This window comes from Paenibacillus helianthi (assembly GCF_001909055.1).
Taxonomy (GTDB): domain Bacteria; phylum Bacillota; class Bacilli; order Paenibacillales; family Paenibacillaceae; genus Paenibacillus_AQ; species Paenibacillus_AQ helianthi.
This window is the reverse complement of the sequence record NZ_LVWI01000002.1, coordinates 235,915-250,997: the sequence shown is the minus strand read 5'-3', so window position 1 is coordinate 250,997 and position 15,083 is coordinate 235,915. Positions and strand designations below refer to the sequence as shown.

11 protein-coding genes are annotated in these 15,083 nt (G+C 47.8%); all 11 read left to right on the top strand.

Annotated features, from left to right (window positions below; genetic code table 11):
* The first annotated feature begins 50 nt into the window (after positions 1 to 50).
* The 11 genes from A3844_RS03860 to A3844_RS03810 all read left to right on the top strand — a co-directional run bounded on the left by A3844_RS03860 (position 51) and on the right by A3844_RS03810 (position 15,017).
* Positions 51 to 1,007 carry a carbohydrate kinase family protein gene (locus A3844_RS03860; protein WP_074106674.1) on the top strand — a complete coding sequence of 319 codons (957 nt, stop codon included), beginning with the start codon at positions 51 to 53 and terminating at the stop codon, positions 1,005 to 1,007.
* Positions 1,008 to 1,017: 10 nt separating this feature from the next.
* Positions 1,018 to 2,487 carry a sucrose phosphorylase gene (gtfA, locus tag A3844_RS03855; protein ID WP_074102381.1) on the top strand — a complete coding sequence of 490 codons (1,470 nt, stop codon included), beginning with the start codon at positions 1,018 to 1,020 and terminating at the stop codon, positions 2,485 to 2,487.
* 30 nt (positions 2,488 to 2,517) lie between these two features.
* A complete protein-coding gene (locus A3844_RS03850) occupies positions 2,518 to 3,324 on the top strand; it encodes an alpha/beta hydrolase (RefSeq protein ID WP_074106673.1) in 807 nt (268 codons plus the stop codon).
* Positions 3,325 to 3,434: 110 nt separating this feature from the next.
* The gene (locus A3844_RS03845; protein WP_074106672.1) at positions 3,435 to 5,138 is read left to right on the top strand and encodes a sensor histidine kinase; all 1,704 of its coding nucleotides are present in this window, start codon (positions 3,435 to 3,437) and stop codon (positions 5,136 to 5,138) included.
* A 10-nt stretch (positions 5,139 to 5,148) separates the two neighbouring features.
* Positions 5,149 to 6,744: a response regulator transcription factor gene (locus A3844_RS03840; RefSeq protein ID WP_074085579.1), complete on the top strand. Its 1,596-nt coding sequence runs from the start codon at positions 5,149 to 5,151 to the stop codon at positions 6,742 to 6,744.
* Positions 6,745 to 6,885: 141 nt separating this feature from the next.
* Positions 6,886 to 8,421 carry an ABC transporter substrate-binding protein gene (locus tag A3844_RS03835; protein ID WP_074106671.1) on the top strand — a complete coding sequence of 512 codons (1,536 nt, stop codon included), beginning with the start codon at positions 6,886 to 6,888 and terminating at the stop codon, positions 8,419 to 8,421.
* Positions 8,422 to 8,494: 73 nt separating this feature from the next.
* Positions 8,495 to 9,418 carry an ABC transporter permease gene (locus tag A3844_RS03830; RefSeq protein WP_074085742.1) on the top strand — a complete coding sequence of 308 codons (924 nt, stop codon included), beginning with the start codon at positions 8,495 to 8,497 and terminating at the stop codon, positions 9,416 to 9,418.
* 12 nt (positions 9,419 to 9,430) lie between these two features.
* Entirely contained in the window at positions 9,431 to 10,324 is an 894-nt protein-coding gene (locus tag A3844_RS03825; protein ID WP_074085577.1) for a carbohydrate ABC transporter permease, read from the top strand.
* A 27-nt stretch (positions 10,325 to 10,351) separates the two neighbouring features.
* Positions 10,352 to 11,158, top strand: a complete 807-nt coding sequence (locus A3844_RS03820; protein WP_074106670.1) for a Nif3-like dinuclear metal center hexameric protein — start codon at positions 10,352 to 10,354, stop codon at positions 11,156 to 11,158.
* A 390-nt stretch (positions 11,159 to 11,548) separates the two neighbouring features.
* The gene (locus tag A3844_RS03815) at positions 11,549 to 12,871 is read left to right on the top strand and encodes an ABC transporter substrate-binding protein (protein WP_074102375.1); all 1,323 of its coding nucleotides are present in this window, start codon (positions 11,549 to 11,551) and stop codon (positions 12,869 to 12,871) included.
* Between the two features lie 73 nt (positions 12,872 to 12,944).
* The gene (locus A3844_RS03810; RefSeq protein ID WP_074106669.1) at positions 12,945 to 15,017 is read left to right on the top strand and encodes an alpha-glucuronidase family glycosyl hydrolase; all 2,073 of its coding nucleotides are present in this window, start codon (positions 12,945 to 12,947) and stop codon (positions 15,015 to 15,017) included.
* Positions 15,018 to 15,083: the final 66 nt, after the last annotated feature.

Sequence of the window (15,083 nt, the reverse complement as noted above, 5' to 3'; positions counted from 1 at the left end):
CAATAGAATGTATATGACGAAAGGATATTGGAGTTTTAGGGGGAGTACGTGTGTTTAATCTCGGTGAGGCAATACCCTTTGAAGATAAAGCAAATGATGTGTTAACGGTTGGAGAACTTCTGGTTGACATGATTTCTAATGACTATGGCGATGCTTTTGAATGCAACGGATATACGAGATTTTTTGGAGGGTCACCTTCCAATATTGCCATCAATGTGAATAAGCTTGGCATCCGGTCTCAAGTGGCTTCGGCGGTTGGCCGGGATGGTCTTGGAGCTTTTCTGGTAAAGGGATTGCAAAGGGCAGGAATAGATACCAGCGGAGTCCAGCGGGTGGATGAATCTACCAGCATGGTGGTGATCACGAAGAGTCAGGAAACGCCCATTCCGATCTTTTACCGCGGAGCGGATAGCGAATTGGTGTACAATGATGCTTTGGAACAAGCCTTGATCCATTCCAAAATTGTCCACTTTTCGTGCTGGCCGATCTCGAGAGTTCCATCGCGTTATACGGTTGAACGGGTTATCGGGATAGCAAAAAAACATAAGCTGCTGATTGGCTTCGATCCGAACTATCACCCCTTGATTTGGCAGAAGGGTGAAGATGGTGTCTCCTATGTCAAATCTATCATCCCCAAAGTTGATATTATCAAACCTTCGGAAGATGATGCAGAGCGTCTGTTTGGGCCAGGTACTCCGGCTGAACAGGTCGGGAGGTTCTTGGAGCTTGGCGCCAAGCTGGTGGTGATGACCTTGGGCAAAGAAGGGGCAATGGTATCGAACGGCATAGAAACGTTGACGTTCGATACCAAAGCTACCGAAATTGAAGATACGACGGGAGCAGGTGATGCCTTTTGGTCCGGATTTTATGCGGCTGTCGTCAAGGGGCATACCCTCAGAGAGGCACTGGAGCTCGGCTTTGCCGTCAGCGCGTACAAGCTAAAATTCATGGGTGCGGTAGTGAATCTGCCAACTCTGGAAGAAATCAAACAACAATTTAACCTGTAGGAGGTTTCAGATGACACTGAAGAATCAAGTACAGTTGATTACGTATCCCGATTCGCTGGGCGGGGACCTGAAGAAGCTTCATCAGGTGCTGCGCAAACAATTCACCGGCCTCTTCGAAGGCGGAATCCACATCCTCCCGCCATTTCCTTCCTCCGGGGACCGCGGATTTGCTCCTCTGACCTATCTGGAAATCGATCCGGGCTTCGGGTCATGGGAGGATATCCGGGAGATAGGGGAAGAATTCGATGTGCTGGTGGACTTGATGGTGAATCACATATCCAGGCAATCTCCTTATTTTCAGGATTTCCTGAAGAAAGGCCGCGCTTCTGAGTATGCTGATTTATTTATAACTCTGGACAAGATTTGGGAGAATGGTAAGCCTGTCCGGGAGGATATTGAGAAGATGTTTTTGCGCAGACCCCTGCCTTATTCAAGCTTTTCTATAAGCGGGAGCGGTGAGGAAGAGAAGGTCTGGACAACCTTTGGCAAAACAGATCCTTCCGAGCAAATTGATCTCGATGTCCATTCCCCGTTGACCCGGGAGCTGCTGCGGTTATTTTTTGAGAACTTCAAGCAACAAAATGTTAAAATAGTCAGGCTTGATGCGGTCGGGTACGTGATCAAGAAGCTGGGAACCAGTTGTTTTTTTGTGGAGCCGGAGATTTATGAATTTCTCGGCTGGATCAAATCAATGGCGGATTCGCTGGATATAGAGCTGCTGCCCGAGGTCCATGCGCACTACAGCATCCAAGCCAAGTTATCGGAATACGGGTGCTGGATATATGATTTCATCCTGCCTTACCGGGTGCTTGAGGCACTCACCGGCAGGTCCAATACGGAACTCTATTCCTATCTGAAGACCCGCCCGCATAAGCAGTTCACCATGCTCGACTGTCACGACGGTATTCCTGTTAAGCCGGATCTTGATGAGCTGATCGACACGAAGGAAGCGCGGGAGCTGGTTGATCTCTGTGTGGAGAGGGGAGCGAATCTGAGTCTGATTCTGTCGGAGGAGCATAAGGCGCAAGACGGATTCGATGTCCATCAGATACGCTGCACGTATTATAGCGCGCTGAATGAAGATGACGATGCTTATCTCGCTGCAAGAGCGATTCAATTCTTCACACCAGGTATTCCGCAGGTCTATTATGTGGGTCTGCTGGCCGGCAGCAATGATCTGGAGCAGGTAACCCTGACGGGTGAAGGACGCGAAATCAACCGCCATAATTATACCCTGGAGGAAATTGAGGAAGGGCTTGAACGGGATGTTGTGAAGCGGCTAATGAAGCTGATTCGCTTCCGCAATACTTACAGTGCCTTCGGAGGAACGTTCCAGGTGCTTGAGGCGGCAACGGATGAGGTCCGGTTGTTATGGGAACAAGGTGAGAAGTATTGTAAGTTGTTCATCAACCTGCAGACCTATCAAACCGTTGTTGAATATGTGGATGAGCAAGGCATTGCTGTTACTTATCTGGTATAATACGAATTCCGTATTTAAGGAGTGGTTATTTTGGCTACGCTACAACTAAGCTTTCAATCCAAATGTCTGAAAAGAGAAGTCACGTTCAATGCATTAATGCCGGTTGATGTGCCTGAAGGAATAGGACTGCCGGTATGGTCGGGAGAACCTTTGAGGGCGCTGTATCTGCTGCACGGCTTTTCCGGGAGCCATAACGATTGGATGAACTTCTCACGAATCCGGGAGCTGTCGGACAGATATCAGGTTGCGGTTTTTATGCCCGCAGGAGAAAATCACTTCTATCTGGACGATGAGAACAGGGGAGAATACTACGGGGAATATATCGGCAGGGAGCTGGTGGATTTCACACGCAAGCTGTTCCCGCTGTCTGCGGCGCGCGAGGATACATGGATAGGCGGTTTATCCATGGGCGGCTATGGGGCAATCCGCAACGGTCTGAAATATGCAGATCAATTCGGCCGTATTATAGCCTTGTCTTCGGCACTGGTGCCTTATAAAGTTGCTAATGTGTCCCCGGATTACAATGACGGTATCGCCAGTTATAGTTACTACACAAGCACCTTTGGTGATCTGAGCCAGCTGCTTGGCAGTGATAAAGACCCGGAAAGGCTTGTCCTGGACCTCAAGGCGAAAGGACTTGAGCTGCCCAAGCTGTATATGGCCTGCGGGACAGAGGATTTCCTGCTGGACGTGAACCGCCGGTTCCATGATTTTCTTGAAGGGGAACAGGCCGGACATGTGTATCATGAAAGTGAAGGCGATCATAACTGGAACTTCTGGGATAAGTACATTGAGGCGGCACTGCAGTGGGCTGGAGAAGACAGCAACTCTATATAAAAGCTTCAAGTCTTGATAACTGAAAGTCTAATACAAGTACGCCCCTGGGTCCGATTGAGAATATATCGGCTCAGGGGCTTGCTGAATTCCGGGGAGGAAGAAATGGTGATATGATTCGAACAAACAGTATCGTGTTCAAGTTTTCGTTGCAGATGACAGTTATTCTTGCGATCCTGTTGTCCATCCTTGTTCTGAGTAATATTTACTCCCTGGAAGTTGTACGAAGCAATGCACTAACAAGCTCGCGTAATACACTTGCCCTCTATCAGGCCAATATTCATAATAACTTCAACAATTTCTCCAAAGATTTAATTGAGGTATTTGATAATAACATTGATGCTGCTGTGAATGTAGCCAACCTGGATGAGAGCAGCCGGTACTTCAAAGTGCAGGAGCTCAAAAATAACCTGCTGGCAAAAATGGCGAACGATTATTCCAGTGATGGCATGTTTATCAGACTTTCCGGAGAGCTCGTGCTTGAACAATTCAGCAGCCGGATTCCATCTGCGGGTAAGCTGGCTCTGGTCGATTTCCTTAATACGCACAAGTTCAGCTCCAGTCCAGCGGATGAAAGTGATGAATGGAAGGTGTTCCAGATCCAGGGTGATTATTATTTGTTCAAATATATCACCTACTCACAAGTCAGCTTTGGAACGTTAGTCAAAGCGGACACCCTTTTATCGATGGTAGACAGGGGGAGCAATGATCATAACCGTTATGTATTGAGTAATACAGAGGGGAGCATTTTATCTGCAAATAATATCGTCTTGAAAAAGGCAGATACGACCTTGGGCAGCTTAACCAAAGAGTATCAGCGCAGCTTTCTGATTATTTCCGAACCGATTGAAGAGTTTGGCCAGATTACAAATATGGTTGCCAAGGGGGGCCCGTTCTCGGGATTGAAGCTTATTCAGTGGGGCATCGCCTTATTGGCGGTTCTTTCGGCTATCATTGTACCGCTCGTACTGAGGTTCTTAACAAGGGATGTGTTGAAGCCGATCCTCGAGTTGGTGAAGGCGGCCAAGGTGGTTGAGCAGGGGCAGCTGGAATACCAGGTTCCTCAGGGTGTACCGTACTCCCTGGAGTTTATGAAGCTGTTCCATGCGCTCGAATCCATGGTTAGTGAAATCAAGGATCTGAAGATTCAATCCTATGAAGAACAGATCGAAATCAGCCGCGCGGAAATCAAATATCTGCAGATGCAAATCAGGCCCCACTTTTTTCTGAATGCGATCTCGACAATAACCAGCTTGACGTATCACAATAAAAATGAAGAAATTCGGCGGATGATTCACTGCCTCTCGGAACATCTTAGATATATGTTTAAGGGAGGTCTTGTGGAAGTCTCGATGGAGGAAGAGATTAAGCACGCCGAAAATTATATAAGGATGCAAGAAATCCGGTATCCGGACCAAGTGTTTTTCATGATAGAGATGGATGAGAAAGCCCGCCAAGTGCCCATTCCGCAATTCATGATCCAGACTTTTGTTGAGAATACGTTCAAGCACGCGATGTTCTATAAAGAAATGCTATCGATCTTCATACGAGTGCGGTCAGAGACAAGAGACGGAAAACCATTTGTCAGTATTGTGATTGAGGATAACGGAGGAGGCTTCTCTTCAGAGTGGCTAAGCAAGGCGGAGATCGAGGAGGTAATGGAGGATGGGGGCAGGGTCGGCATTGCCAATATCCGCAAAACTCTGCAACTGCTCTACAAGCGTGACGACCTGCTCAAGCTCTCTAATGCAGAGACGTCTGGTGCAAGAGTAGAAATGTGGATACCCGTACCTGAATCCGGCCACCCAGAGTTGTAGGGGGGATAATATGCGTTGTATGTTGATTGATGATGATATACCTACAGTTGAAGCCCTGCTCGGTATTGTGAATTGGGATGAATTTGGAATTACCGAGGTGCAGACCGCTCATAATATACAGGATGCGAAACAATTATTCGAGAACGGCGAGCCTGATGTAATCATTTGCGATATCGAAATGCCGCGAGGCTCCGGTATTGATATGATCAAATGGGCTAGAGACCGCCAATATGAAGGAGGTTTTATATTTTTAACCTGTCATGAGAGCTTCAGCTTTGCTTCCAAGGCGATCTCGTACGACGCCGACTCTTATCTGGTCAAGCCGCTGGATAAGCAGGAACTGGAAGCGGCGCTGCGGAAGTCCATGGATACATTGAAGAAAAAGATGATGATGGGCGAATACAGTAAGATGGGGCTTGCATGGCTGAAGAACAAAGATGTGGTCGAAAGAGGATTCTGGAGTGATGTGCTGACAGCCACTCTGTCTCCCCGAATTCATCTTATTCAGAGTGAAGTACAGAAACGTGAGTTATCATTGTCTGTCCATACGGAATATATTCTATTTCTCGTAAGTGTTCCGCGTTCACAGATCGAGAGTGAGTGGGACGAGAGTATCTTCCAATATGCACTCTCTAACCTGATTTCTGAAATTCTCATCACTGAGGTCAGCTTAGGACGGATGATTGCCTACCAAGTCGATAAAGTGTTCTACAATGCAATCCTTATTGAGAGCCCACTCGATAAGAAGTGGCTGCAGGACAGCGCAGAGAATATTATTCTGATGTGCAGGCAATATTTGAAGTGTACGGCTACCTGTTATTTCAGTGAGAAAACAGCGGTCTCAGGACTCTCACAGGTCAAAACGGAGCTGGAGCAGCTGGATGAGTCGAATATCATTTTCAGAGGGAAAGTACATTTGCCGAATGAACCTTTTCATTATGATATTACGGACCGCTTTACCCTTGATATGGAGCTGTTCACCCTGTTGTTTGTCCAGAAGGAGAAGGTCCAGATTGTTAACCGGCTGAAGAAAGAGCTGGAATTGCTGACAAGCTTGAATAAGCTGGATTCAACAACTCTCCATTCGATCCGGGAGGACTTCCTGCAAGTGGTCTATTCCCTTCTCTCGCGGCAGCATATTCAGGCGCATCGGTTATTTGCCGACGATGTGACTCAAAGCTTGGCCCAGAAAGCCGACAGCAGTGTGTTTGACTTCATGAAGTGGGCTCAGGCGCTTACGGACAAAACGGTGGATTCTATCAAAGAAGTACTGCAGTCCGAAGGGGTTGTCGAGAGAGCGAAGCGATTTATCCAAGAAAACTACAGACAGGACCTCAGTCGTGAGGATGTCGCTGCAAGCGTATATCTGACAGCGGATTATCTGGCGAAGGTGTTCAAGAACGAGACCGGGCAGACAGTCAAGGAGTACTTGAACGACTTCCGCATAAGAGCCGCGAAGCAAATGCTCATTGAGAGCACGGCGAGCATAGGCGAGATTGCTATGGACGCCGGATTTGATACGATTTCTTATTTCTCGACGGTATTCAAAAAGCTGACAGGGGAAACACCGATAGCCTATCGTTCAAAGCACAAAACTGCTAGATAGCAGGAAGCTCCGCTTTTCCACAGAGAAGCGGAGCTTCTTGCTGCAGTACGGTTTTTCGAAAAAACAGCCCGTCTTTTTGAAAGCCTGCAATCCTCCAAAGAAGTACAATGAAAGTGAAATTACAGAACAGGAGGCATCATCATGAAAAATAAAAAGGGGTTAGGCTCACTGTTGTTGTCCATGGTAGTATGCGGTTCACTGCTCTCGGCCTGCGGTAGCAATTCGAATACATCGGCCAAGAATTCCGGGAATGACAATGCAAAAGTTGCTGAAATCGTATTTGCCCTGCCGTCCTTCAACCGGATTCCCGATGATTTGAGCAAGGTGACGAACGCAATCAATGCAATCACAACCAAAAAAATCGGAGTCAAAGTGGATTTCCGTCTATATGGTCCGGCGGATTATGCCCAGAAAGTCAACCTGGCGCTCCAGAGCGGAGAGAAAATGGATATCTTCACTACTCTCGGACAATTCTCCAACTATGTGTCCAAAAGTCAGGTGGCTCCGCTTGAAAAACTTCTTCCCCAGTATGGTAAAGAAATGACTGCAATTCTGGATAAGGATTTCGGACCGGATATTCTCAAAACCACAACGATGGATGGGCATATCTATGGGATTCCGGTAAATAAAGGGATGGCTTTGCCTACGAATATCATCTACAACGCCGATATGATGGCAGATGCAGGTGTTTCGGCTGACACTATTCAATCGGTGGAGGATCTGCCTGCCGTCTTCGCTGCCGTTAAGAAGAAGTCACCGGATGTGGTTCCGTTTGGCCCGATTAATGTGAATCCAACTGATACGGGACTTGTTAATCTGATGAAAGGTGCGAGCAAGGTAGATTACCTGACAGATACAACCGGAGTCGGTGTCGTAATCGGTGACAACGGAAAGGTCGTTAATTTCTATGAATCCGATGTTTTCAAAAACGGGGTTAAGATGATGAGAGACTGGTACAATGCGGGTTATTTACAGAAGGATACCGCAACAACTACCGTTAACGCCATGGAGATGGTATCTTCCGGACGCGGTTTCTCCTTCCTTGGCGGCTACAGCGGTATGGAGGTGGGCAAAACCCTGAGTGCGCAAGCCGGCAAAAAAATGGAGACCAAACGAATTGCCCCGTTCTATTTCGATACAAGTGCCGTTAATGCTGTAACTTGGATGGTATCCAGCACCTCTAAAGAAACGGAAGCCTCTGTTAAATTCCTGAACCTGCTGTATACCGACACAGATCTGATTAATACCATTCTCTATGGGGTTGAAGGGGAGGATTACCTGAAGGTTGATGAGCATCATGTGAAATTCCCGGAAGGCAAGGACGCTAATACGGTACCCTACACAGCGATGCTGAGTTCAGGAATCGTAGGTTCTGAGTCCCTTCAGTACCAGTTCGAGGGAATCAACTGGTCGGATATTGAACTGAAGCTTAAGGAAAACAAGGATACGGAACGATCACCTTATTTCGGATTTATCTTTGATCAAAGCCCAGTGAAAACGCAGATGAGTGCTGTGAACAACGTAGTAAGCCAATTTCTGCCTGCTCTTGTTAGCGGCTCGGTAGACCCGGAGACGATCATTCCAAAATTCAATAGTGCGCTGAAAGATGCGGGCGCTGGGGCGATCATTGACAGCAAGCAGGAACAGCTGGATAAATGGCTTGCAGCGCAAAAATAATTATTCCTATAAGCTTGTTGAAGGTAGAGCCGCCAATAGAAGCTCTGCCTTCAGCAATGGAGGTGAATCCAACATGACAGCCAAAGCTAAATCAAAGCCTCTCAAAAAAACACTTCCTTTATTGATTTTAGCTGCTCCAGGTTTGCTTTACTTTATCATTAACAGCTATTTTCCCATGTTCGGGGTGTTTATCGCATTCAAGGATGTCAATTACGCAAAAGGTATATTCGGCAGTGACTGGATTGGTTTGAAGAACTTTACCTTTCTGTTCCAGACTAGCGATGCCTGGATTATGACCAGAAATACCCTTCTCTATAACCTGGTCTTTATCGCGCTCGGGACGATTGTTTCGATTATCATTGCCATTCTCATGTCAGAGCTGCTGAATAAAATGTACTCGAAGTTTTTTATGACAGGCTTGATCCTTCCAAATCTGATTTCGATGATTGTCCTTTCATTGCTCGTCTTCGCTTTTCTGAATGCAGATAGCGGTTTTGTGAATCATTCTATTCTTCGTCCGCTCGGTCTTCCAGAGATCAACTGGTATTCAGAGCCGAAGTATTGGCCTTATCTGCTGGTTTTGATTCAGATCTGGAAAACGGCAGGCTACGGCTCCATTGTCTATTTCGCTTCCATTGCCGGAATTGACAAGAGCATCTATGAGTCTGCCAAAATTGATGGCGCCGGCAAGCTGAAGCAGATCCGTATGATTACTTTGCCGCTGCTGAAGCCGACAGTCATTGTACTGGTGCTGATGTCCATGGGACGGATTTTCAACTCTGATTTCGGACTGTTCTATCAGGTTCCTATGAACTCTGGAGCGCTGTTCAGCACCACACAAACGATTGATACGTATGTCTACCGCGCCTTGATGCAGCTGAATGATATCGGAATGTCGGCCGCAGCCGGCTTGTATCAATCACTGGTTGGCTTTGCGCTTGTTCTTACGGTCAATACCATCGTCAAGAAGGTTAATCCAGAAAACGCATTGTTCTAGGAGGAAATACGGATGATACAAACAAGAGGAGAGCGAACGTTTACTGTTTTTTCTGCGATCGTGATGATCTTGCTGACGGTTTTTGCTTTTTTACCATTCCTTCTGATTGTGATTGCATCGTTCACCGATGAAACGACTTTGATTCGAAACGGATACAGCTTTTTCCCTGAGCATATGAGTTTTGAAGCGTACCTGTATATCAAATCCTCAGCATATATTTTCATTAGGGCGTATGGGGTATCATTTTTCGTTACGATAATGGGAACTGTGATTGGACTTCTGATAACAAGCATGTTAGCTTATCCCATGTCCCGAAGAGATTTCAAATACCACAATGTGCTGGCGTTTATCGTGTTCTTCACCATGCTGTTCAGCGGAGGAATCGTTCCATCATATATTATGTGGACGCAATATTTCCATATTAAAAACACCCTGCTCGCGCTGATCCTTCCCAACCTGCTGTCCAACGGCTTCAATGTACTGCTGGTGCGGAATTATTTCAAAAACAATGTACCGCTGGAAATCATTGAAGCTGCCCAGATCGATGGCGCGTCAGAGCTGCGGACCTTTTTTCGGATCATGCTTCCCTTGTCTATGCCGGTTATGGCAACTGTCGGTATGTTTATGGGACTCGCTTATTGGAACGACTGGATCAACGCGCTGTATTTTGTATCCAAACCGCAGTTATATGGGATTCAGAATCTGCTGATGCAGCTGATGAACAATATTCAATTCCTCAACTCCGGTCAGGCCAGCAGTGTGCTCGGGGCGCAGGCAGCACAGCTGCCAAGCACAGCTGTGCGGATGGCAATGGCGGTTCTGGGCATTGTGCCGGTACTGTTCGTACTGCCCTTTATGCAGAAATACTTGACCCGTGGTGTTGTGATTGGTGCAGTCAAAGGCTGAGGAGAGAAATGAAAGGAGAACGAGCTTATGAAAGTGCAGGAAGTTATTGACCGGATTTTGCTTGATTGCTGCGGCGGCCGCAAGCTGGAGCAGACGTGTGATGTGCTCGCGAGCGGCCATGAGGACATGGAAGTAACAGGAATCGTTACTACGTTTATGGCGACCGTTGATGTCATCCGGGAAGCTATTGCCATCAACGCGAATTTGATTATCACCCATGAGCCCACCTATTATACCGGAATGGACACCTTGGACTGGCTTCAGTCGGACCCTGTGTATCTGGCCAAACGGAAATGGATTGAAGATAACGGGATTGTGATCTGGAGATTTCATGACCACATGCATTTAGCGGATACGGACAGAATTTATGACGGTCTTCTCAAGGAGCTGGAATGGGAGGACAAGAAACTTGACGGGAACGATTCCTGGGGGTATCAGATCGAAGAGACCACGGTTGGAGCGCTGGCAGGCTTCCTGAAACAGAGACTGGGAATGAAGGTCATTCAGATCGTAGGGAATCCGGAGGCTGCTTGCGCCCGCATAGGGATATTGGTTGGAGGCGGAAGCCTCGGGCTGGGCAGGGAACAAATGCCAATGGAGCTTATGCAGGAAAAGGATCTGGATGTGATGATTTGCGGTGATATCACGGAGTGGACGTTATGCGCTTACGTGAATGATGCCTCTATGCTCGGCATGAACAAAGCAATGATTGTGATTGGCCATGAAAGGTCCGAGGAATGGGGGATGAAGTATATGGCGGAATGGCTGAAACCACTGGTCGGCAGCCTCCCGGTTACCTTTGTAGATGCGAAGGAGCCATTCATATATTTGTAATTTTTGTAACAGGGCTGTCCCAAAAGTGGGTTTTCTATTACGGGAGACCGTTCTCATCTTTCTTAAAACTACAATAAGTGAGCAAGGCAGCGATTCTCCCGTTATTGGAGGATCGCTGCTTTGCGTTAAATTTCCCGCTGGAACAACGGTCCGTTCGCGGAGCGTCCTCACCAAGCATAACCGTCTATCCACTACCAAAAGAGGGAATGTCCCAGCCATTTCTGATGGCTTATGGGACAACCCTGTTTCTGTCTCCTTCGAAATTCTTGCAAATCTTATTTCCGTGAGATTTTAAAATAAATCGTGCATCGCTCTTATATGAACTTCAATTCATAATTGTTACTATAACGGTGTAGCAAGACAATACAGACTTCAATTGGAGGGTTAAAGATGTTGAAATGGAAGCGTTCTCTTACAGTCTTGGCCATGACAGCCTTGCTGGGGACGATGACAGCATGCGGCGGGACAAAAAACAATGCGGAATCTACCGCTGAGCCTGCCGGTACTAATACTGCTGCAACGGCTGCGCCAAGCAATGAACCTGTCAAGCTGCGTATTATGTGGTGGGGATCCCAGCCGCGCCATGAGGCTACTCTGGCAGCACTGGACTTGTATACAAAGAATAACCCGAATGTTACGTTTGAACCGGAGTATTCCGGTATGGATGGATACTTGGACAAATTATCTACTCAAGCTGCAGCGAATAATGCACCGGATATCATTCAGCTCGATCCGGGCTGGATGCCGGACTGGATGTCACGCAAGCAATTAGCTGAGCTGGCTCCAGAGGTTGATGTAAGTAAGTTTGATGCAAAATTACTGGCTGGTGGCCAGCTTGACGGCAAGCAATATGCTGTTCCTCTGGGTTCGGTAGCGTTCGGTATGGTGTATGACAAAGCCGCTATGGATAAGCTGGGGATTGCGAATCCGGCTAATGGATGGACATGGGATGATTTCTTCGCTTTAGCCAAGGAATCCAAATCCAAACTGCCAAGAGGACAATATTTTACCTTGGACTATGCAGGCAACTATTTTATGTATTCGGCCTACCAATATGCCAAAGGTAAAGGTCAGGTTATCACGGATGAGGGTCACTTTAACGTAGATCAGGCTACCTTCTTGGACTGGACCAAGAAGTTTGAAGAGCTGCGCAAGGATGGACTGGTGCCTCCGGCGGACGTAAACGCATCCGACAAGGAAAATGATCCGCAAATGGACTTGATGGCAGCAGGCAAAGTATTATTCCGGTACAGCTTCTCCAATAACCTGGGGACTTGGGACAGTATTAAACCAGGCGCTTACGCGCTTGTAACCATGCCGCGTGCTGAACAAGCAGGCGGATGGCTGAAACCATCGATGTATCTGTCCGTTTCCAAAAACTCCAAGCATGCTGAAGAAGCTAAAAAATTCATCAATTGGTTCGTGAATGCCCAGGAGGCAGGGAACATTCTGCAAACATTCCGCGGCCTGCCGGCTAACAAGGAAATCTCTGCCGCCCTTGAAGCAAGTATGAGCGATCTGGATAAGGTTGGGTTAGAACTCCTCCGTGCTACTGAAAAGGATGGCCAGACCTGGTCGGCTGGAGCAGGCGGCTGGACAAACTTTATTGACAAAGACTGGGTGCTTGTCCGGGATCAGCTCAGCTTTGGAAAAGTCACGCCGGAGAAAGCCTTTGAGCAGTTGAAAGAAGCATCGCAATCTTACGAAAAATAATTCAGCAAGCAAGGCCCGGAACAACCTTGTTCCGGGCCTTGCATGATATCGGTAGGGATAGGGAGGATTATAGATGAGTAATTCTAAGTTGAATCACCCGGGAGACGGATATCTGGCCTGGCTACAGTACCGCCGGGTCACACCGGAGGCAAATGTCAATCCATATGCGGGATATGAACATATTGTTGTGGCTGAGGGAGATGATGTCGTTATTCGTTCCGCAGTGAACGAGTTGACTCAAGGCCTGGAGGGAATCACAGGAGGAAAAGTGTCTGTCTCGGGGAAAACTATGAAAACTCGTAGTGTCATAATAGGAACCTTCGGGACTGGGTCAGGGATAGATGAAGCATTCAGTGAAGAAGTAAGCAGTGCGATTCAACCGGAGGGCTACGCGATTCATACGGACAGTCTTACTGGTAACATTACCATCGGAGCCGCTACATCCCAGGGGATATTATATGGAGTATTTCATCTGCTGCGGATCATGGGTACAGGGGGCTCTGTCCACAATTTGAATATTCTTGAGAACCCTGTAAATCAGCTGCGTATGATCAACCAGTGGGACAATATGGACGGGAGTGTGGAGCGGGGGTATGCCGGGGAATCGATATTTTATGAGAATAACCGGATTACGGGTAATCTTCAGCGTATCCAGGATTATGCCCGCCTGCTGGCCTCCAGCGGAATCAATGCCATCGCGATTAATAATGTAAATGTTCACCGGGTGGAGAGCCGCCTGTTAACGGAATTCCTGCCGGATGTGGTGAAGCTGGCCGCGGTCCTTCGCGCTTATGCCATCAAGCTGTTCCTGAGTATTAATTATGCCAGCCCGATTGAGCTTGGCGGCCTGTCATCGGCAGATCCGCTGGATGCCGGCGTGCGTGAATGGTGGACCGCTGCGGCCTCGGAAGTATATGCAGCCATTCCTGATTTCGGAGGATTTCTGGTCAAAGCCGATTCGGAGAACCGTCCGGGACCGTTCACCTACGGAAGAGATCACGCCGACGGCGCCAATATGCTGGCAGAAGCGCTGAAGCCGCATGGCGGCATCGTCATCTGGCGCTGCTTCGTGTATAACTGCAAGCAGGACTGGCGCGACCGTACAACAGATCGAGCGCGGGCTGCTTATGATCATTTCCAGCCGCTGGATGGCCGCTTCATGGACAATGTCATTCTCCAGGTGAAGAATGGGCCCATTGACTTTCAGGTCAGAGAGCCTGTCTCTCCGTTGCTGGGGGCCATGCCGCATACGAATCAAGTGATCGAATTTCAGATTGCCCAGGAGTATACCGGACAGCAACGCCATGTGTGCTATCTGGTGCCGCAGTGGAAAGAGATTCTGAACTTTGATACGCATCTTCGTGGAGAAGGAACTACGGTCAAGCGCATTGTAGATGGAAGTGTTCACGGCAATGCCTACAGTGGCTTTGCCGCCGTCTCCAATATTGGAAATGACACCAATTGGACAGGCCATCTGCTGGCACAGGCAAATCTGTTCGGTTATGGCCGTCTGGCCTGGAATCCGGAGCTGTCTGCCGAGAAAATGGCTGTGGAATGGATTACACTCACCTTTGGCACCAATGAGCTGCTGGTTCAGACCTTACTAGATATCCTTATGAACTCCTGGGAGATTTATGAATCGTATACAGCCCCGCTGGGCGTCGGGTTTATGGTCAATCCTGACCATCACTATGGCCCGAATGTGGATGGATATGAATATTCAATGTGGGGTACGTATCACTTTGCAGACTGTTATGGTATTGGTGTTGACCGCACCTCAGCAACCGGGACCGGGTATACCTCCCAATATGCCCGTATGAACATGGAATGCTACGAGTCGCTTGAGAGTTGTCCGGATGAGCTACTGTTGTTCTTTCACCATGTCCCTTATACTCATGTGCTTCATTCCGGCAAAACGGTGATTCAGCATATTTATGATACACATTTTGAAGGTGCGGAACGGGCAGACGGGCTGGCGGCTGCATGGAAACTTATGAAGGAACATGTGGATGAACAGGCGTATAGGCAAGTAGCAGACCGCCTGGCGGAGCAGGTTGATCATGCCAAAGAGTGGCGGGACCGAATCAATACGTACTTTCTCCGGAAAAGCGGAATTGCCGATCAATGGGGAAGAACCATCTATTAAAGATCATTGTAGTGTAGAAGCGGTGGATACCGCTTCTTCTTTTTTGTCGTTATATTTTGAAAGAAT

Excerpts from the sequence above, each read along its gene's own strand:
- A3844_RS03810 (WP_074106669.1), top strand. The coding sequence starts at position 12,945 with ATGAGTAATTCTAAGTTGAATCACCCGGGAGACGGATATCTGGCCTGG.
- A3844_RS03840 (WP_074085579.1), top strand. The coding sequence starts at position 5,149 with ATGCGTTGTATGTTGATTGATGATGATATACCTACAGTTGAAGCCCTG.
- A3844_RS03825 (WP_074085577.1), top strand. The coding sequence starts at position 9,431 with ATGATACAAACAAGAGGAGAGCGAACGTTTACTGTTTTTTCTGCGATC.
- A3844_RS03830 (WP_074085742.1), top strand. The coding sequence starts at position 8,495 with ATGACAGCCAAAGCTAAATCAAAGCCTCTCAAAAAAACACTTCCTTTA.
- A3844_RS03845 (WP_074106672.1), top strand. The coding sequence starts at position 3,435 with ATGATTCGAACAAACAGTATCGTGTTCAAGTTTTCGTTGCAGATGACA.
- A3844_RS03835 (WP_074106671.1), top strand. The coding sequence starts at position 6,886 with ATGAAAAATAAAAAGGGGTTAGGCTCACTGTTGTTGTCCATGGTAGTA.
- gtfA (WP_074102381.1), top strand. The coding sequence starts at position 1,018 with ATGACACTGAAGAATCAAGTACAGTTGATTACGTATCCCGATTCGCTG.
- A3844_RS03820 (WP_074106670.1), top strand. The coding sequence starts at position 10,352 with ATGAAAGTGCAGGAAGTTATTGACCGGATTTTGCTTGATTGCTGCGGC.
- A3844_RS03815 (WP_074102375.1), top strand. The coding sequence starts at position 11,549 with ATGTTGAAATGGAAGCGTTCTCTTACAGTCTTGGCCATGACAGCCTTG.